This is a genomic window from Paenibacillus sp. N3.4 (assembly GCF_008017805.1).
Lineage (GTDB): Bacteria > Bacillota > Bacilli > Paenibacillales > NBRC-103111 > Paenibacillus_E.
Genome location: NZ_VRTT01000103.1, coordinates 1 through 19,130 on the forward strand (window position 1 = coordinate 1; position 19,130 = coordinate 19,130).

Annotated in this window: 23 protein-coding genes and 2 pseudogenes; 9 read left to right on the forward strand and 16 right to left on the reverse strand. The window is 41.1% G+C overall.

All coding sequences use genetic code 11. The annotated features are described in order from the left end of the window. Positions 1-313: 313 nt before the first annotated feature. On the forward strand, positions 314-931 hold the full coding sequence (locus FU659_RS31310; protein WP_147951158.1) for a LysE/ArgO family amino acid transporter: 618 nt from the start codon (positions 314-316) through the stop codon (positions 929-931). Positions 932-1,066: 135 nt separating this feature from the next. On the opposite strand, the gene FU659_RS31315 is transcribed toward FU659_RS31310, so the two are convergent. The 3 genes from FU659_RS31315 to FU659_RS36000 form a co-directional block, all read right to left on the reverse strand. Next, positions 1,067-1,921, reverse strand: a complete 855-nt coding sequence (locus FU659_RS31315) for a hypothetical protein (RefSeq protein WP_147951159.1) — start codon at positions 1,919-1,921, stop codon at positions 1,067-1,069. Positions 1,922-1,924: 3 nt separating this feature from the next. Beyond that, the gene (locus tag FU659_RS31320) at positions 1,925-2,476 is read right to left on the reverse strand and encodes an RNA polymerase sigma factor (RefSeq protein WP_261808175.1); all 552 of its coding nucleotides are present in this window, start codon (positions 2,474-2,476) and stop codon (positions 1,925-1,927) included. Positions 2,477-2,668: 192 nt separating this feature from the next. Then, positions 2,669-2,815 (reverse strand): hypothetical protein, encoded by a 147-nt coding sequence (locus tag FU659_RS36000; RefSeq protein WP_187274524.1) that lies wholly within the window; start codon positions 2,813-2,815, stop codon positions 2,669-2,671. 294 nt (positions 2,816-3,109) lie between these two features. Between FU659_RS36000 and FU659_RS31325 the strand changes: the two genes are divergently transcribed. Beyond that, positions 3,110-3,793, forward strand: coding sequence for an RDD family protein (locus tag FU659_RS31325; RefSeq protein WP_147951160.1), 684 nt, complete (start codon positions 3,110-3,112; stop codon positions 3,791-3,793). A gap of 22 nt (positions 3,794-3,815) precedes the next feature. Here the strand turns inward: FU659_RS31325 and FU659_RS31330 are convergent, their stop codons facing one another. Continuing rightward, positions 3,816-4,631 (reverse strand): DUF2785 domain-containing protein, encoded by an 816-nt coding sequence (locus tag FU659_RS31330; protein WP_147951161.1) that lies wholly within the window; start codon positions 4,629-4,631, stop codon positions 3,816-3,818. Between the two features lie 87 nt (positions 4,632-4,718). Continuing rightward, positions 4,719-5,312, reverse strand: coding sequence for a TetR/AcrR family transcriptional regulator (locus FU659_RS31335; RefSeq protein WP_147951162.1), 594 nt, complete (start codon positions 5,310-5,312; stop codon positions 4,719-4,721). A 141-nt stretch (positions 5,313-5,453) separates the two neighbouring features. Between FU659_RS31335 and FU659_RS31340 the strand changes: the two genes are divergently transcribed. Continuing rightward, entirely contained in the window at positions 5,454-6,716 is a 1,263-nt protein-coding gene (locus tag FU659_RS31340) for an MFS transporter (RefSeq protein ID WP_147951163.1), read from the forward strand. A gap of 46 nt (positions 6,717-6,762) precedes the next feature. Here the strand turns inward: FU659_RS31340 and FU659_RS31345 are convergent, their stop codons facing one another. Together FU659_RS31345 and FU659_RS31350 are read right to left on the reverse strand one after the other, a co-directional pair. Then, a complete protein-coding gene (locus FU659_RS31345) occupies positions 6,763-7,245 on the reverse strand; it encodes a GNAT family N-acetyltransferase (RefSeq protein WP_261808176.1) in 483 nt (160 codons plus the stop codon). Positions 7,246-7,267: 22 nt separating this feature from the next. Next, a complete protein-coding gene (locus FU659_RS31350) occupies positions 7,268-7,759 on the reverse strand; it encodes a hypothetical protein (protein ID WP_147951164.1) in 492 nt (163 codons plus the stop codon). A 144-nt stretch (positions 7,760-7,903) separates the two neighbouring features. On the opposite strand from FU659_RS31350, the gene FU659_RS31355 reads away from it, so the two are divergent. The 4 genes from FU659_RS31355 to FU659_RS31370 are packed head-to-tail and all read left to right on the forward strand — an operon-like array spanning position 7,904 to position 10,615. Continuing rightward, positions 7,904-8,488 (forward strand): bifunctional transcriptional activator/DNA repair enzyme AdaA, encoded by a 585-nt coding sequence (locus tag FU659_RS31355; RefSeq protein WP_147951165.1) that lies wholly within the window; start codon positions 7,904-7,906, stop codon positions 8,486-8,488. Between the two features lie 2 nt (positions 8,489-8,490). Further along, a complete protein-coding gene (locus FU659_RS31360) occupies positions 8,491-9,051 on the forward strand; it encodes a methylated-DNA--[protein]-cysteine S-methyltransferase (RefSeq protein WP_147951166.1) in 561 nt (186 codons plus the stop codon). After that, positions 9,032-9,745 (forward strand): 2OG-Fe(II) oxygenase, encoded by a 714-nt coding sequence (locus FU659_RS31365; protein ID WP_147951167.1) that lies wholly within the window; start codon positions 9,032-9,034, stop codon positions 9,743-9,745. The genes FU659_RS31360 and FU659_RS31365 overlap by 20 nt, the downstream gene beginning before the upstream one ends. Before the next feature lie 51 nt (positions 9,746-9,796). Further along, positions 9,797-10,615 carry an SPL family radical SAM protein gene (locus tag FU659_RS31370; RefSeq protein WP_147951168.1) on the forward strand — a complete coding sequence of 273 codons (819 nt, stop codon included), beginning with the start codon at positions 9,797-9,799 and terminating at the stop codon, positions 10,613-10,615. Between the two features lie 22 nt (positions 10,616-10,637). On the opposite strand, the gene FU659_RS31375 is transcribed toward FU659_RS31370, so the two are convergent. Genes FU659_RS31375 through FU659_RS37860 form a run of 4 tightly spaced genes read right to left on the reverse strand, consistent with a single transcriptional unit; the run spans position 10,638 to position 13,442 of the window. Continuing rightward, a complete protein-coding gene (locus FU659_RS31375; protein ID WP_187274525.1) occupies positions 10,638-12,059 on the reverse strand; it encodes a hypothetical protein in 1,422 nt (473 codons plus the stop codon). A gap of 41 nt (positions 12,060-12,100) precedes the next feature. Continuing rightward, the gene (locus tag FU659_RS31380) at positions 12,101-12,772 is read right to left on the reverse strand and encodes a DNA alkylation repair protein (protein WP_397356968.1); all 672 of its coding nucleotides are present in this window, start codon (positions 12,770-12,772) and stop codon (positions 12,101-12,103) included. A gap of 53 nt (positions 12,773-12,825) precedes the next feature. Then, complete coding sequence (locus tag FU659_RS37855; RefSeq protein ID WP_261808177.1) at positions 12,826-13,164, reverse strand: DNA-3-methyladenine glycosylase family protein; 339 nt, start codon at positions 13,162-13,164, stop codon at positions 12,826-12,828. A gap of 35 nt (positions 13,165-13,199) precedes the next feature. Continuing rightward, positions 13,200-13,442 (reverse strand): DNA glycosylase family protein, encoded by a 243-nt coding sequence (locus FU659_RS37860; protein ID WP_261808178.1) that lies wholly within the window; start codon positions 13,440-13,442, stop codon positions 13,200-13,202. Positions 13,443-13,639: 197 nt separating this feature from the next. On the opposite strand from FU659_RS37860, the gene FU659_RS31390 reads away from it, so the two are divergent. Then, a complete protein-coding gene (locus tag FU659_RS31390; RefSeq protein WP_147951171.1) occupies positions 13,640-14,407 on the forward strand; it encodes a spermidine synthase in 768 nt (255 codons plus the stop codon). Positions 14,408-14,498: 91 nt separating this feature from the next. On the opposite strand, the gene FU659_RS31395 is transcribed toward FU659_RS31390, so the two are convergent. The 3 genes and pseudogenes from FU659_RS31395 to FU659_RS37865 all read right to left on the reverse strand — a co-directional run. Next, positions 14,499-15,344, reverse strand: coding sequence for a polysaccharide deacetylase family protein (locus FU659_RS31395; protein WP_261808179.1), 846 nt, complete (start codon positions 15,342-15,344; stop codon positions 14,499-14,501). A gap of 163 nt (positions 15,345-15,507) precedes the next feature. After that, positions 15,508-16,290 (reverse strand): class I SAM-dependent methyltransferase, encoded by a 783-nt coding sequence (locus tag FU659_RS31400; RefSeq protein ID WP_147951172.1) that lies wholly within the window; start codon positions 16,288-16,290, stop codon positions 15,508-15,510. A gap of 117 nt (positions 16,291-16,407) precedes the next feature. Beyond that, positions 16,408-16,664 (reverse strand): annotated as a pseudogene (locus FU659_RS37865) (mismatch-specific DNA-glycosylase); the annotation flags it as partial. 83 nt (positions 16,665-16,747) lie between these two features. Here FU659_RS37865 and FU659_RS31410 point away from each other — a divergent pair. After that, complete coding sequence (locus FU659_RS31410; RefSeq protein WP_147951173.1) at positions 16,748-17,638, forward strand: GNAT family N-acetyltransferase; 891 nt, start codon at positions 16,748-16,750, stop codon at positions 17,636-17,638. A 151-nt stretch (positions 17,639-17,789) separates the two neighbouring features. Here the strand turns inward: FU659_RS31410 and FU659_RS31415 are convergent. Beyond that, positions 17,790-18,188, reverse strand: a pseudogene (locus FU659_RS31415) (transposase); the annotation flags it as partial. A 64-nt stretch (positions 18,189-18,252) separates the two neighbouring features. After that, positions 18,253-19,050: a DUF817 domain-containing protein gene (locus FU659_RS31420; RefSeq protein WP_261808181.1), complete on the reverse strand. Its 798-nt coding sequence runs from the start codon at positions 19,048-19,050 to the stop codon at positions 18,253-18,255. Between the last annotated feature and the right edge of the window lie 80 nt (positions 19,051-19,130).

A 19,130-nucleotide genomic window follows, 5' to 3' on the forward strand; every position in this document is an offset into this window, starting at 1 on the left:
GGTACAACGAAAAGGAAATTCCTGCAATCGTGCAGGCTTTTTTAATCGAAATGGCTTATTCATGAGGAATTCCTGCAAAAGTGCAGGAATTCGCACGGATTATGGACCCAACTCAAACGGGAGCGGAGAAAACATGTAGATTCGCATGAATGTAATCACGCGAATCGATGCGGAGAAAAAAAGATGTACAATTGCAGTAATTTTTATCATTTTCTTCACAATCCTTGCTTTGGAATAAATCCTTTCCATTGCAACGAAAGCCATTAGTTCAACATATATAGTGAGAATTCAAGTAAAGATGGAGGAGATTGTTTTGCTGGAAGTTGTGTTACATGGCTTTATTTTAGGGTTTGGACTTATTCTGCCATTAGGCATACAAAATATGTTTGTATTTAATCAAGGTGCTAACCAACCTTCTTACTTAAAAGTATTACCTGTTATTCTCACAGCATCCTTTTGTGACACGGTACTTATTTTAATGGCTGTTTTGGGAGTTTCATTTGTCGTACTAAGCTTAGCTTGGCTGCAAGCTGTTCTAACTATCATCGGATTTTTCTTCCTGTTGTATATGGGAAGGGTACTATGGACAAGTAAGCCGGGTCATACCGTATTACATCACGAAAGCAAACCAAGAAAACAAATTTTGTTTGCCGTTTCGGTCTCCTTGATGAATCCTCATGCGATTATGGATACAATCGGCGTTATCGGGATCAATTCCTTAAACTATGTTGGAAGAGAAAAATGGGCGTTCACAATTAGTATTATTTTGGTTTCCTGGCTGTGGTTTTTTGGGTTAGCCTTCGTAGGTTGCCAATTCGGAAAACGTGATCACAAAGGCCTTTTCCTTGCCAAAATAAATAAAATTTCTGCTTGTCTGATATGGATTCTAGCTGTCTATATGGTTTTGCAATTTATGTTAAAACGACTTTAACGAATAGATGACAAAGGGTCAACCACAAAATCTGATTGACCCTTCCATTCTACTTTACTTCCACAACGATTGTATTCAACAAACGGCCATGAACATAGGGAAGCAAGCGCCAGCGCCCTTTTTCGGGCAGCATCATCATCGTTGAGCAGAACGGTCTGCTCCGTTTAGTTCACTGGCTAATGCATTTGAGGAACTTAAGGGATTTGAAGAAAAGATTTGGATGATTGTATCGGAATGTTCTTTCACTGCTTTTATCTCAAAAGGTCCATTTAACTGAGCCTCAGTTCCCCAGAAATGCCACATATATTTCTGCGATTTTCCAGCAATGAAGCCTGCATCGATAAAGCCATCCTGATTCTCATTACCACGCATTAAATACTTGCCTGATTGGAACAAAGGACTGGTTTCCCACGACGGTTTATTCATCAATACCGTCACATCGCCGTATGTCTTGTCGTCAAGTAAAACATCTAATCGCCAAATACCTTCAAGAGGCAGTGCGAATCGAACCGTATACCTTTCAAGCCCAGGATAACCTGGACTCGGCGTTGCAATGACCTCCGATGAGACCATCTCTACTGTTCCTGTAAGGAGCTGTACCGCTTGAATGGTCAATGTTTTTCCCATATATGTCCCCAGGGGTTCCTCGAAATGAAACATGTAGCCATTCGTCTCACCAGCCCTTGCGTTTGGCTGCGGTGCAACTGAAAAGAGCAGTCGCCCATGGTCGTAGTATGCTTTCCTCTCAACCATTTTGACATTTACTTCATGAGAAGAATTTATATTGTTCATTTTTGCATCCAAACCTATTACAAGCCACAGTATGGCAAGTGCTATTGCTGCTGCAACGACTTTATAAATACGTAAATGCTCTTGGCGTGTTTCCCTGACACTGTGTATGACGTTGTCCTCCAAAACGGTTGTAAAATGACGATCAGCAAATGGCGAATCTGCCATTAGCTCAGCCCAGACAGGTTTATCATCATTCATTTCCTAAACCTCCTCATTGTTATGGATTAATCGTTCACTCATCTTTTTTTTCGCTCGATGGGATCTTGATTTAACAGTCCCAACGGAAACCTTCAATAGTTGGGCGATTTCATTCAGTTTGAGACCGTAATGGTAATCTAAGATCAGCACTTCTCTATATTTACGTGGCAAAGTCATAACCGTATCCCATAAATCCCGGTTCTCGATTCGATTGAACAAGACCTGCTCTGCTCCAGGTGAGACTTCATTTGAAATAAAACGATCAGTCAATGTTACTTTTCGAATGAATGCACCTTGTAAATAATGCAATGCTTTATTTCGAGTTATGGTTAGTAACCAACTTTTTACTGAGCATTCCCCACGAAACGCATACATTCCCTTGAATGCCGCGAGAAATACTTCTTGCGCTAAATCATCAGCGACATCGGGACGGCGTGTCAAGAAGTAGGCAAAGTTCCAGACATCTTCCCCAAACTTATTCATTACATCTTGCAGTACAAGCTCTCGGTCATAACCCCGAGCCAGATTCTTCAAGTATTCCAAATCATTCGCCATTACACTCACCCCAATAAATAAGACCCTGTTACATCCAAAAGGTTCCTTTTTACGCAAATGTTTTACTTCATTGAGAAAAAATTATTTCTATCAGTCTCAAAAATAAAAACAGCGGCAGCCAAGGACTTTAATAATAAGTCCTTGTCTACCGCTGAAGCGTTATTTTTATACACATACGATTAGATTTTTATATTAAATCCGGCTTAACGCGAGAGGGCTTCCGATAAACGCTACTTCAAGCTCAGGAAACGCCTCGCGAATCCTCTCAACGACAGTTAGCATCCCAGCTTCCTCGCTTTTCTGATGGCCTGTAATGATAAGTGCCTTCGCATGTCCCATATCAGCGGCGTCCCTCACATACTCGTTCGTTTCCCATTCATTCGTCTCGCCAACAATTAGCAGATCAATATCCCGGCTCCTAAAGTATTCGATATGTGTGCGACCGCCTGACGCCCGGTGGTGTCAAAAGCTTCATCTCCTTAGCATCTGCATATCCATCCCACTCAAGCTTCTTCAACATGCCAATGAGGATCCCATCCGACTTAATATTTGGAAATAAATAACATGCAGACTATTTATCATACCGCTAAATTATTATAAAATAAGACAATATCATATTAAAAGGAGTCCCAGATGATTAAGAACTTAAATTGGTATTATAAAGAAGGAAATCAATCTTTTGGCCCTTATTCAAGCGAGGAGATTAGTAACCTATTTAACACAGATCTGATAAAAAAGAATACTTTGCTAAAAAATGATGAATCGGGAGATTGGTTATCTGCAGAAATTTATGAAGAATTTAATATTGCAAAAACCCAGGTAAGACCTTGGATGCGAATGTGGGCCAGGCAAATAGATATGTTTGTCTTTGGCTTTCTGGTGGGCGTTCTTCTAGAAATCATATCTGTTTTCGCACCCTATTTCGGTCTTTGGAAATATATTTTTGGTATGATCCTACTCATATTGTGGATTCTTATAGAAGCTGTACTTCTTTCCACAATAGGAACTACCTTAGGCAAGTTTTTATTTGGGGTAAAAGTACACAATGAAAATGGTTTAAAATTAACTTTTAAACAAGCAATGAAACGAGGTCTTCTCGTATGGTGGCGTGGTCTTGGCATGGGTATACCCGTTATTACTTTGATAACTTATTGGGACGGTTATAACAACTTGAAACACAAACTCAGGGAAACAACCTGGGATCGCGATTTAGGTATTACAGTTACACATCGACGAAAAACCATTTGGAATGAAATAGTTATCTATATAGTTATAGCAGCATTTGCACTTTATAGATATGTCCATCTTTTTAAATAAAAAATATATGTCGCTCCATAAATTATCTCATGTAAGGATTAAATTTCTCCTCGATTATGATCAGCTTATTTTCCGCAGGCAACAACCCTTTTTTCTGTAAACGCATTCTAAAACACCGCGTGAAATGCTTGAAATTAATTCGTATGTGCCTTAGATGAATGTCATTCTCCATTGGCAATCTTACATCCATAAGCCATTCGCATATTAGCGAAAGAGGTACTTTACCCAACTCTACCATTGCAGTTGCAGCAGTAGCGATACGCTCGTCCTCTTCCGAATTAAACACTTCTGGTGCATTCTCAAGCAATTTCTTTAGCCCACTCCACACCAACTTGCATTCTGTTAACCCGATGTACCTGCTGCGGACACATTCATCAAGGGCATCGGAAATATGGGCTGCTGCATGTGCCCATCCCTTTCCTTCTACATAGCTGCGATAATCCTTTTCTTCCCTACAATAGCGGACTAGAGTATTCATTACTTTCCGAATGGTATGTTCTGCTAAGAAATGATCCTTATTATCACGAATAAGGATTAGCGCTATTAATAATGAGGAAAAGGAACGCAAAAAGATGGTATCCGTACCTGCTTGACCCATGCCATTGAATAACATACTTTGAGAAATCGCATCTTCAAGCAAATTTTCTAATTGTTCATCTTGAAGCAGCTTTTTTTCTAATAGCCAGTTATATAAAATTCGATAAGCTAACTTATCACGTAATTCCGGATCTGGTGAAGAAAGTACAAGAATAACTTGCTTTACGATCAAATAATCATCTATTCCTTCTGGCAATGCATACTCATTTTCAACAATTTTGCTTAATTCCTCTTTGAGCAATTTTTCAACCCCATTCTACATGTTCCCTTCGAAGATGTCATCCCTATCTCTGGCTGCTGTACTGAAAGCTTCACAGCAATTTTCTCCTTATCTTAAGCAGATTCCTTTCAAATAAGCGGAAAAGCTATCGATATTCATTCGGATATGCCGGTTGTCCCCTTCCAGCTTGCTCATCATAACACTGCCTTCCATGATGGAAAGCGTGAAGGTAGCTAGAGCATTAATATCAAGATCCGCTTTGAATTCACCGCTTTGAATACCTTGGGAAATTATCGCTTTCATGTTGTCCAGCGTCCCCTCCATCCCTCGCTGGGCTCTTTCGCGTAAGATCGGATGATTGTCGTCGCTTTCGGTGGCTATGTTAAGAAGCGGACAGCCTCCGATAAATGGTGGCGCTTCAACGACGTTTTCGTAAACATGTAAAAAGGCGAGCAGCTTGCCAACAGCTGTTTCTTGCTGATTGATCGCCTCATTCAATTTACTTCCAACTACATTTCCTGCATAGTTATAAGCTTCAATAGCAATTTCGTCCTTACTGTCAAAGTGGCGATAGATGCCACCCTTCTTAATGCCTGTAAGCTCTGTAATTTCAGACAAGGATGAACCTGAATAACCTTTCTGGTTAAAAAGCTCAGCGGCTTTAGCGATAATATGGTTGCGGGTGTTTTCACCTTTTTGCATGCTAATCCTCCATGGCAAACATGAAATATTAATTTCATTATAACAAATGAACTGGATCTATTGAAATGGCTGAACATTCTGTTATAATAAAGATACCGATCGGTATCTTTATTATTTAACGTCGTATAGGGGGAATGTGCAGTGAGTGCGACATGGTTTAAGGAGCCTAAGCATGCATGGATGGGATTAGGCTCGCTTTGGATAATCGGATTTATAGGCGCATTGACGCGGTTCATTATGGCTTATTTTCAAGTTCAAATATCAGAGGATTTAGGAATTGGCAGGGGATTTATTTCAATGGCATGGTCAACTAACTTACTGATTGCAGCCATTTGCGCCCCCCTTGGAGGATGGCTTGTGGATCGCTATGGTCCTAAAAAAGTCATGTTGGTTAGCGCGGTCATCGGTATTGTAGGGACAGGAACCGTCGTACTAGGGCATCATTCCATCGTCTTTTTTATCGGATACGGAGTAATCTCCGGCTTCGTTGGTATTGGAACGACCACGACCTATATGTTGATGTTTGAATGGTTTCAACATCATCGAGCCAAAGCAACAGCGCTGTTAGCGAGCGCTTCCTCTCTAGGGCTAGCGGTCAGTACGCCAATCTTTGTTTCATCAACTTGGTTGACTTGGAAAGATGCCTTTCTGGCTTCATTCATTCTAGGCATTTTTGTAACCTTGCCTGTCATTTGGTTTGGTATTAAAGGCGTTAAGCCTAAGGACAACAAAGAAAAGATTGCGCAAGAGAATAAATTTGCTAACGCCGAAGATCAGGAAAGTCCCCCAAAAGTCCGTCCTTCGCTCAAGGGAGCAGCTTTACAATTGCCTATTTTCATAATCGTTGCCTGCGCATTGTTCACCTGCGGTTTTAATATGGGGACTGTCGAGATGAATTTGGTCGCCATCCATCAGTTGGCCAGTGTGTCACCAGGTATGATTGCATTATCCATGAGTGTGCTTGGCGTTATGGAAATTATGGGGTCGCTCGTTTTCGGTTATTTGTTGGACCGAGTCAATAAAATGGTTATGATGACCATTTTGTATGGAATACGTATTATGGGATTTGCATTCCTATTTATGCACCTAGGCTGGTCACCTGTCCTTTTTGCTATAGCCTTCGGTCTAACGTATTTGAGCGCGATTCCTGGAGGGCTGCTGATTGTAAATGAATTTGCAAAAGGAAAGGGTAAACAAACCGGCTTCCTACTTCTTTTCCATCAAGGGGGAGGCATTCTTGGTGCGTTGATCGGAGGCGTTTCCTTTGATTATTTTAAGAGCTATCAGGTGCTGATCGGTGTAGATATCTTCATATGCACACTCGTGACACTCGGTTATCTCATCCTGTTTTATACAACTCGGAAAAGAAACTTCCCCATTCAAAATATGAAAGCCTCTGCCTGAATAAATATGGCTAGAGGCCATCTACATTTATTAGCTCCCCCTACCATTATAATTTCGGATTAAGCTCCTTTATCATTCTCCAAACCTCATATTTATTCTGTTCTTTTTCCAATATCTTCAAGCCGTGTTTTTCGTAAAATCTGACAGCATGAAAATTGGTTGGAGAGACTCTCAAATGATACTCATTCACTTGTTGACGATTAAAAAAGCTTTCCGCGTAAGCTACTAATTGTTTGCCAAATCCTTTACTGCGATTCTCAGGTGTCAAATAAAAAAGATTTACATAACCAATATCTTTCCCTTGATAATGAACGATTTGAAGTTCAATCTGTCCAATCGGTATTCCGTCATGCTCAACAAGGACTATCCCTTCGGGAAAGCGGATCATTCTATCTTCTATGCGTTTCATATAATCATCTTCATCACCAAAGCCCTCTTCACTTCCGAAGCTCACCACATAGGAATCTTTGCGAAAGGATACCATCGTTTTTCTATCTGTAATAACATCGATCATTCTGAATTCCATCATATTCCTCCCAATTATTGGGAATCTAAGGCAAGGGTACCGGAGTACTCTTATAATCCCAATAGTACCATACTGCATATTGGACATTCTCTTGATTGTTCTCCTGTTTATTATTGAGTGAAGAGTATTCAAAATCAAATTCACCATCGTTATTCACATCAAAATTTACGGAAATATGCGGATATTCCCAATCATCGGCTTGGGGATATTTCTTGAAGTAACTGCCTTGAATAACTTCATCTTGAAATTTTTTGCTTTGAATAAGTGCTTTGGTCTGTCTAAAGATTCGTTCACTTTCTGTATCATCTTTTACATTTTCCATATAGTAAATAATTTGTATTTGTGTTGGCGCATACTGGATTATTATCTTTTTAATTTCCTTGTACTGAGAACGTAAATCTTTTTCAAATTCGCTCGTCTGGCTCGTCTCTACTTTTGTATGTGTTGTACATCCAAATAAACATATAAGAACAATCGGCATAAAGATCATTAGTGCTTTGTTTTTCAGATGGTTCACATCATTCACATCCTTATCTGCAATTCAAACCACCGCGGGATTACGATATCTTGCTTTATTTAATTTCGTTATCTTGCTGTTACATTCGCAAATACGCACAAATGCTCCTGTTTAGGGGTATACTGTTTGTGGAGGTGATGGCCTATGGCACAGCAAAGATTGGACAAAATGACAAATGAGAAATGGCAAGCTATCGTCAATAATGATGCTGCTTTCGACGGTCTATTTTTTTACGCCGTAAAGACCACAGGTATTTTTTGTCGACCTTCCTGCAAATCCAGGCTGCCAAACAAAGAAAATATTAACTTGTTCCAAACCGCCGAGCAAGCTTTATCCGCAAAATTCCGACCATGCAAACGATGTAAACCAACCGGTATGCGCTTGCCTGATGACGAATGGATAGCTGTGATAACCGAATATATCGATAACAATTATACGAGCACGTTAACACTAGAAAGTTTAGCGGATATTGGACATGGCAGTCCTTATCATTTGCATCGAACATTTAAGAAAGTCACAGGTCTAACACCTGTTGCTTATATCCAGCAAAAAAGAATAGATAAAGCCAAGGAACTTCTTATTTATTCAGATAAACCTATTGCCGAGGTAGGTGCAAGTGTAGGTATTTCGAATACGCCTTATTTTATCACACTGTTCAAAAAGAAAACGAGGCATACGCCCGCAGGCTATCGCCAACTTTCTAATAACAACCATGAAGGAGATCTTTGATCATGAAGAATAAAATAAATTCGCCACTCTATTGGACACTGCTCACGCATGAGGATTGGCATATCCACATCGCGGCTACATCTGAAGGACTTTGCTTTGTTGGCTCTCAGAATCATTCTTTGAAGGAGTTGGCCGACTGGGCTAACGCTCGCTTTCCAGGCAGCCCGCTGATTCAAGATGACATGAAGCTCCAGCCCTATGCGGATGAGCTTATTGACTATTTGCAAGGCAATCTTAAAAGCTTTGCCATCCCTTGTGATTTTCATGGAACACCTTTTCAAATGGCTGTTTGGAACGCGCTTTGCGCCATTCCATATGGACAGACCCAATCTTATTCCGATATTGCCCATCAGATCCAAAGACCGGCCGCCGTTCGCGCAGTCGGAGCGGCCATTGGTGCAAATCCTGTTCTCATAACCATTCCGTGTCATCGAGTTATCGGCAAAAATGGCGCACTGACCGGTTATCGCGGCGGCATGGACATGAAGACGAAATTATTACAATTGGAGCAGAACGGTGCTCTTGTTCAAGGAGGTTTACAGATTGCCTCATCTTCTAACTGATCGCATAGCTAATCTGGATTGGCACCTCATTCAGCAATCGCTTGACGAACTAGGTTACGCCAAGCTCCCTGCTTTGTTAAATCGTTCAGAATGCAAAGATATCATTGATACTTACGAAGTATCGGACTATTTCCGAAACACCATAGATATGGCCAGATACCGTTTTGGCATCGGGGAGTACAAGTATTACGATGCTCCCCTTCCTCTTTCGCTGCAACAGATGCGCGAAGGACTTTACCCGGAACTTGCCAAAACAGCAAATCGATGGCTGGAACAATTAGGTATGACTTCTTCTTACCCGGCAGCATTAACACAATTTCTGGATCAATGCCATGCTGAAGAACAGACGCGATCCACCCCATTGATTTTGAAATATGAGGCCGGTGGTTATAACTGTTTGCATCAGGATTTGTACGGCCATGTGTTTTTTCCTTTTCAGGTCGTATTCGCACTTAATCAAAAGGAGATAGACTTCACTGGTGGAGAGTTTTTATTAGTGGAACAGCGCCCTCGTGCACAAAGTCGAGGTCATGTCATATCGCTCGAACAAGGTGAAGGCCTTATTTTCCCAACGAATTACCGTCCGGTTTTAGGAACGCGTGGTTATTATCGAACTACACTTCGGCATGGTGTAAGCACAATTACATCCGGAACCCGATACAGTTTAGGTATTATTTTCCATGATGCTAAATAAGACAAATAGTCAGGAGGTTGTTATGACGAACGTTCATGACATACATCGCCTATGAAGCTGGAATACGTATACAAATATCCGAAAACACTCCTGAATAAAGGAACTGGCTTTCTATCAGATTACAGTCATTCACTCAATCCTTATACAGGTTGTTCGTTCGGCTGTTCTTACTGCTATGTGCGGGGAATGCCTGTCTCCATATTCCGCAACGCTGACTGGGGGACATGGGTAGATATCAAGAAATCTGCGGCAGACATCTTCCGGAAAGAGCTAACGAAGGCCAAAACCAAAGGGCCTGTCACTATCTTTATGTCATCAAGTACAGACCCCTATCAACCTATTGAATACAAGGAACAAGTCACCCGATCTTTGCTGGAGGTCATGGCGGCAGATCCACCTGATTTCTTGTTCGTGCAGACACGCAGTCCGCTTGTTCGCAGAGATATTGATTTATTGCAAAGACTTGGTGAGAAGGTTCGTGTCAGTATTACAGTGGAAACGGATCGTGAAGATATTCGTAAGCATTTTTCACCGGGTGCCCCTCCCATAAACGCTCGATTAAAGACCCTTCAATTATTGGCGGATGCCGGTGTTCCGACACAGGCTGCTATTGCTCCAATGCTGCCAAGCAGTGAAGCTTTTCCTTACCTCCTTCAATCAGTGGTCCATCGAGTCTGTTTGGATGATTATTTTATGGGAGACGGCAGCGGTGGTAAACGGACACGACAATTAGGCATGGAGGCATTGTATAAAGATTTAGATTTGGAAGAATGGTACCACCCTGATGCATACAAAATCGTCTATGAGCGATTCAAACAGGTGTTTCCCGAGGATCAGATTTATGTGAGTCAGAAGGGCTTCGAGCCTTGATTAAATAAAAAGAAATTAAACTTTATTTGTTAGATGAGATACGTTTTTCAACTAATTCCATGCGATGATTCTTTAGATCCGTGTTAAATACATACTGATCTTCCGAAACCTCGCCACCTGGTCCCGTGCTAACCATAATAATTAGTTGTCCATTATTAATAATTGGCTTCGTTCCTGGCTTCACATAGAAACTGTCTTGTGTTTTTCCGTCAATGACAAATGAGTAAGAATATGCATCTCCAGTTTGATTGTCGATCCCGAATAGATAAAAGCTGATGCCATGGCAATCCTGATATTGAGGATAAAAGGTAAAGATCTCAACTTGATCAAGCAGCAGTTTCTCCATATTAATCGCGTCCATCGAAGGAGAAATAAGCGTAAGTTGGTTTAAGGAAGCAATGAGCTTTTCCTGTTGATTAGTCTTCTGGAAAATAACCTTATAACTCCCTTGAATGCGATAGTCTTCTTCCTTACCTAAACAACTCGGAGCACCAAGCCTCTCTGCCGTTTCTTGACCGACAGAAACAATGCGAATACTACCTGCTGCTGATTTCGCGGACGCTCTTAGTGTCCCATCAGCAGTTTCCAGATTCGAACTGAGCCATGTTGAAGTGTCATCAGATAGAGACGCATCATCTACACCGGCTGCGCTCACTTCCTTTGCTGTGAAGGGAGCTTCTATAAGAAAAGCCCCGTCCTTCCAGCGATGGATTTGATCGATATAGGTTCCTTTTTCTTGATCATAGTATTTATTTAGGAACGCTTGCGGAGCAATTTTACGATATCGAATGGATGAACGGTGATCAGCCGAATAAATGTTTGAGTCCAATATGCCAAATCCGCTCGGACCTATCGTGAGAATGGTATAGAAATTTCCGTTACTTCCTCCCCATTGCCCAATTGTAAAGTCAGGTTGGGTGTCCCCATTGTAATCATCGAACAGAAGTCTAAAAGGTGGTCCCTTTTTGAAACTCATCTCTTCACCGTTAAAACCTTGGTTCAATTCGAATCTGGCAAGTTCCTTACCCTCAGGATCGGTAGCAACTGCATCAAATTTCCCTTTAAGAATTGTTCCTTGGAAAGGTCCGGGCTCCGGATCATTTAATTCCTTACCCTCTGTCATCCAAATACGAATCATGGCCTTCATCCCATTTACGTTCGTATTCAATATGCCTTCCGCGACAATTATTGGTTCTTTAATCCTATTTTCATTCCCATTGCTGTTTTCGCTTACTCTCGCTGCAATCGCTGTGGAAGGCAATTCTGTCGCTGAAGCTTGCCTAGACGAGGGGGAATCCTGTACCTGGGGTGTTGACTGGCAAGCAGTTCCTGTAAATAGTAATACAAGTGTAAGTGAAGCCAGATAAAGCTTCCTTTTTACTTTTCTGAGTAGATTCCCCTGCACGATAAATTCCTCCTTCCAGCAGCCCTGCCATTGGATCATATTTCCTTACTATTTCTTCGCGACAAACCTTTTCCCTTTATTTATTTGCGTTTCATGCTTCGAATCAATACTTTGGTATCCTGATCTACTCGAAATGATTCTGTTATCTTTTGCAAGGCTTTATTGAAAGTGAAATCGTCTAATGTATGGCTGTGTAAATAGGCCATGGTAGGTTCAGGCTGCTTCACAAAGGCGATAGATACAGCCCATGCAACCGCCATCTTCACATAATAGCCTTCGTGCTTGATGCGATCCAACAATTGTAAAACTCTCCCTATATAGGGCTCCTCCATGTAGAAATTAAGCAGCATGACTACACCAAAACGGAGTTCATATTCTTTTGTAGAACATAGATAAGGCTGTATAAATCCCCATACTTGTTCTCCATTCATTCGCGTAAACTTTAATCCTATGCAAAAACTGTCACAGACTGACCAATTATCAATTTTTGGAACAAAACCAGCAACATAACGAAGAATTTCTTCTAGATCTGTTTGCACATAGCCAATAACCATACCTTGCAGCATGACTTCTTCAAAAAATACTTGGTCAGCATGTTCAAGATACGTGCGCCAATCTTCTTTTGCTATTTGTTTGGCGAGCTTTCGCAATATCGGTAATCTTACGCCCATCACATTGGAAATATTCGGAATCAATGCCGCGGAAAATTTGCGATAATCCTCCTCCGCTAATTCGAATAAATGCTCCTTCATCGTGTTTCCCACTTTACTGCTCCCTCATCGCTTAATTTTAACAACATAAACCACTATTCGAATGAAATTTCCCATAAATAAATCGAAGCAACCGAACCTAAAGGCGAATATCTAAGGCGATATTGTTCAAATTGTTCCTTGGTAATGGCATCCAGTCCATATAGTTTCATCATACCGCGGCGTATTGCAATATCACCCCAACTGACGACATCACGGCGTTCCATGGCATTAATCAGCATCATTTCCGCTGTCCATTTACCGACACCACGTAAGGTTGTAAGTTTGTGAATAACCTCCTGATCAGACAAAGTGTATAGCTCGTCCAGATGAAAAGCGCCTTCAGAAATCGCTTCAGCAATTTGTTGAATACACACCGCTTTTTTCATTGTCATCCCGCATTTTTGAATATCGTCTGGAGACTGCCCTGCTAAATGCTGTGGAGATATCTCCCGAACTGATTCAACATCCTTTCCCAAATCGTATGTACAGCCTTCACCGATATCAATTGTCCAACAATGGCATAAATGAGTGCTATGAACAGATCCGGAATAACAACTCTTTCAATTCTCCCCATCCGTGCCATCGCTGCTCCCAGCGTATCATCAACACTAGTTAGATAATCAATGTCTTCCTGCCCATATTCAAATTTCTTTGTTGCAATCGTCAGCAAGCTATTCTCCTCCTTTGAGAATTTTGGTTGTGTATCCTTACTATACCTGAAGGAACGCAACATGTTTCGAATACCGAGTATAAAAGCAATATAGTGAAATCTTCAACAAGTATGCGTGCAATACGCCTCCCGTTGTACTTCATGAAATAGCCAATGATATACTACAACTAAGGAACCTCCCACCTATAATCCTCATCTTGAAGGAGATCGATGACTTGCACATATTATTTGAGGCTTTCAGTACGAACCATGAGGTTGCTATTTATGACACAACAGAGTTATATGGCGAAAAAGGAAATTTTCGCGTCATGCAGTTTTCCAAACAAGCCGTACAAGGTGCTGTAGATTTGAATGATCCCGAACGCATCGTTTTTGAATATCCCAGGGCGATGATCCACTTAATGGCATGCAATAATCCAACATTTGAGGATGTATTCGTCATCGGGCATGGGATCGGAACGATCCCTGGCCATTTAGCGAATAAGCGCTGTAAAGTGGCTGAGCTTGACGATCAAGTCGTTGCGTTAAGCAAGGAATTTTTCGGATATAGCCAAGATAATGTTGTCATTGGTGATGGACGCCATATTCTGAGTAATGAGAAGGAACATAGCTATGACACGATTATGTTGGACGCCTTTACCAGTAAAGGGACGCCCCTGCATTTAACGTCAAGAGAATTTTTTAAGATAACCAAAGAAAAACTTGATCCCCAGGGCTCGCTCATCATGAACCTAATGGGCAAAGGTGAAAATGATAAACGAATCAACGCCATTCATAGCACTCTTAATAAAGAATATGCCTATACCAAATCATTTTCCCTCCGTTCAGGCAGTCATTCCGATATCAAGAATATCCTTATTATCGGCAGAAATGAGCCTGTAAGATACCAGTTACGCCATATGGCTGGTTTCACTGAAATCGAACTCGGTCAAGGCCATATCATTATGGATGGCAGCGATTCTTGAGTTTCATACCAAAACAAGCTGACGTCATGTACTACTGACATCAGCTTGAATAATTAATTCACTTATTTGAACGATTCATCATTTACACTTATCATTTTACAAGCTTAGAAGTCGCGTCAACGGCTTCTACTTTGTCCATCTTTAGCAGATCGGGAACCGTTGCAAAGGAATAACCATTTTGTTTCAAGTAAGTAATGATTTGTGGGAGTGCCTCGATCGTGTTGCCTAAGTTACCGCCTTTACCACCCGCAGAATGCTGCAAAATGATGGCACCAGGCTTAACTTCCTTTTTTAGAGCAGCTAAGATTTGAGCAACGCTTTTCCCATCCCAATCCAACGTATCCACCGACCAACCAATAATTTGATGGCCAGTACTTGCTGCAATATTTTTAATTTCATTATTTACTACACCATAAGGAGCTCTAAACAATACCGGGACTTGATTGACAATACTATTAATCTTCGTATCTGTGTCTGTTATTTCCGACTTAATGCGATCATTAGGTAATTTAGCAAGATTGGCATGATCCCAGGAATGATTACCGATGGCATGTCCCTCTTGGGCGATGCGTTTCATGACTTCAGGGTATTTTTCCGCATGCTCGCCAATGACAAAAAAAGTTGCTTTTATGTCATTTGTTTTTAAAATATTTAAAATTTTGGGTGTATATTTATTGTCGGGTCCATCGTCAAATGTAAGGGCAACTTTCCGTTCAGTGGTGTTCACACGATGAATGACACGTTCTTCTGGCTTTTCAATAGCCGGTTTTTCTGCAACCGTTTTATTGATTACCGTTACTATCTCTTCTTGTTTAGCTGTTGTTGGAAGTGGCGCAACCTTATTTTCAGAATGACTGCAGCCGAATAAAAGGGTCATACTTACCAAAAGTGAGGATAATTTCAAGTTTTTCAATGTTAGCACTTCTTTCTCTCTCATAAATAGTCTCGTGATGGTTGTCTAGTGATCTATCTTCCTATGATAACCTAAAATTAATAGAGAAAGCGACAAATTTCGCCAATAAAAAAACGCCAAGCCCTTTATCTTCAAGGCTTAGCGTACTTTTTCCATTTTACTATCCTGTATACCCTACAGGATTTATTTATTTTTGGCGAACAGCTTGAAAATAAGTGGATTCACCTGAAAACCCGAGAAGTTCACCAGCGTCGTCAAATTGGGTGGAAAAGAAATCGCGCACCTCAAGTGAGGCTTGCTGAATTATGCGCGCCAACTCGTTTTTTTCATTCTCCGGTAGGCCTGACCTCTCACACCAGTCATTAAAATGGAAAGGTTTAGAGAAACATGCGATCTTTTCAATTCGGAAACCTGCGCGTTCTAAAAGGTTAACCCATTCAGACTTTTTCCATGCTCGCACATGACTCGGATCTCTTTGTTTTTCAATACGGTTGTAAAATTGATCATAGTGGTCATCTTCCGGAGCAACATTATCGATAAGAAGCAATTTGCCACCTGGTTTGGTTACTCGGAATGCCTCAGACACAAAAGCCGGTAAATTGGGAAAATGATGCGCGGCAATTCTACAAGTGACAAGATCGAAGGAAGCATCCTCAAATGGGAGCCGTTCCGCATCACCTATCACAAAGTCTACGTTCAAGTGACCGTTTCCACGGATAAAGCCGGCAGCGCTCGTTAGCATTTCTTCAGTCAAATCATAAGCAATGACACGGTGAACAAGCGGGGCGAGAGCATTGGCTACGTGCCCGCCACCTGTTGCTATGTCTAATACTTCCATGTGCGTATCCGCATTGGACGATGAGACGAGCAACGATAAATCCTCTCCATGAGCATGACGAGGGCTTGTGACATATTTTTGGGCATTTTTAGCAAATTGCTGCTGCACATTTTTTTTGATCGAATCTTCCATTTGGGTTCCTCCTTCTTATTAGACCAAAATAAGTTTCACAGAATGAAATACAATACCACTATATAAAACCCAATTTTAAATTTACCATAGTTTTTCTGCGTTGTATACATTGGGCGACAATTTCGTAAAGCCATAACCCAGCTGCAATAAATCTCCATCCTCTTGTGGCTTATATAAACGTGGTTTAAGCCTACTTGAAACAAAATCCTATAAAATCGGTTGCTCGGACTGGCATAATGATGTCCCGTTTCTCCAGAACGAAGGCTCGGGTTATAGCCGACGAAAAGAATACGCAGGTTCTGCTGCAAATGATCTGAAATAGGTCTTACGTCCAACCCATCCAACCCTCCTCGACATATCGTTGTCGTTGTCATTTCAATATATTACCATTTAATTCTTCGGCATGCTAAAATGGAAGATGAAATCTTATTTTATAAGACGAAAGGCGTGACCACTCTTGATTTCATTCCGCACATTTAGCGATCTTTCTTTGAAGGACGCCGTATCTCTCTGGAACAAGGGCTTTGAGCACTATTTTATCCCCATTACTTTAACTGTAGATACTTTTGTACAGCGTACTGCCAATGAAGGGATTTCTTTAGATCTCTCTATTGTCGCATTTGATGGAGAAATGCCTATCGGCTTTGTCGCGAATGGATTCCGAACGCATCAAGGACAGAAAATGGCTTGGAACGGAGGAACAGGCGTCATTCCCGACTACCGAGGCAAGGGAATCGGCAAACTACTTATCGAGCAGTCGATCCGCTTATATCGTGAGCAAGGGGTACATCTAGCGACTCTAGAAGCTATTTCCGAAAATGAGCGTGCCATACGACTCTATGAAAATATGGGTTATCAGATTAAGGATCGATTGCATATTCTCCAAATGACAGATGCGCTGCCGGTTCAAGCTTTCACATCGATATCCCGTAGAAGCCATTCTTTTTCACTGAAAAAAACAGTTCCTTCAGAACTTGCATTCATTCCTATATATAGAAGAGATAGAGCTTGGCAAACACAATGGGAAAGTCTCCGCGGCGGCGAGGTCGTTCTCGCTTTTGACAACAACTCCGGTGAGGTTCTCGGATATTCCCTCTATAAACGCACCTATAATGAGCAAGGGGAATGTAGTGCTATTGTCTTATATCAGTGTGAAACGGGTTCTGGCATCAACGACGCTGCTCCCCTAATCGCCGCTATGATGAACGAAGTATACGCTCCTCAAATAGGCGCATGCAAACGAATGACGATGAATCTCTCCAGCTCAAGCAGTTTTGCTGTTGAAGCGATAAGACTTGCAGGCTTTACCTCGCAATTGGAACAAGTGTACATGGTGCAACAACTCTAAGAAAAACCGTCAGGGAAAACCATCCTGACGGTCCTTTTACGTGTAAACCCATACTTTTGTGCATGGGGAGTGATGGATGTGGGGTTCCAACTGCCATATATACTTCACTTCCTGCTTCGACAGAAGGTAGTTGCTTATGGACAACTGCGGTTTCTTCTTTTTGTTTTTGGTTTTCTTGCTTCCCTGTGAGATCTCGAATCATCCTTTCCAAATAGCCGCGTGTTTTCTCGCAAGTTGCGTACTTAATCCTTAATTTTCCTTCTTCTAGACAGACTTCTCCCTTGTATTCTTAATAACATTCGCATTTTGGACAGACTAATGGATCTTTTCCCGTTGCACGCTCTTCTTCGTTCAAGCTTCTTCGAATCAGCTTCAATACGACTGTTTGCCACTGTTTTCTAAGCATCTCGAACGGTACATCATCGTACGTCTTCCATTCTCCATTTGCCTTCATTCCGCCCATCGTCACTAGCATATGAATGTGCGGATTAAAGTTTAATCGTGAGCCGAAGGTATGCAATCCCGCAATAATACCAGGGGTCATCTTATGGAAAACCCAAAACATATAAATTCTTATATTTTTAAAAAAACGCCAAACCTTTTCTGATAAAGGTTTAGCGTATAGATTGGTTTACATGGTGTTCCTCCATTTTTTGACCGTATAGCACTTTTTTGAGCTGAGCGATGATAATAATACTAATAATAACTAACAGAAACCACGAACTGATTTTCCCCCAATGTACAATCCGCCAAACATCGTTTTGATTCGGATATTTCCAAGCGCCAAAAAATGTTGAAATATTTTCTGCAAACCAAATAAAGATGGCAATTAATATAAACGAAACGATCGCTGACATTTCATACCGTTTTTTAGTTACCGTGAATAATACTTTCGACTTTCTAAATAAAAGGAATACCCCTGCGATTAAAATCCAACGAACATCGTACATGAAATGATGAGTAAAAAAATTTAAATAGATGAAAATAACAAGGAACATCGCTGAGTAAGTTTGAGGCCATTTGATGAGTTGCAAATCAAACCGTTTCCATGCCTGACAAACATAACTCGCCACACTGGCATACATAAATCCGCTGTATAGCGGTACACCGGCTATTTTCGTCCAGCCTTCCTCTGGATATGACCAAGAACCCATACTTACTTTATATAACTCAAGACCTAGCCCCAATAAATGGAAAAGAGTAATGACTTTAAGTTCATTTAAGCTTTCTAGCCCTGTCCAGACCATCCATAATTGAACTAACATACAGATAAGTAAAATAAAATCATATCTAGGGAGATAGGGAATCTCAATTAACTTAGAAAGCGCTAGTGTTAAGAAAATGATAACCGGAAAGATACAACAAAGAGCTTCCTTCCAAGCAAACCAAAGCAACTCTTTCACATCGTCAATTTTCATTTATCCTCCTTGTTTCACCTGAATGGTTCGATGTGAACATACCATAAATTGTTATTCAATGCTATTTCTGCTCT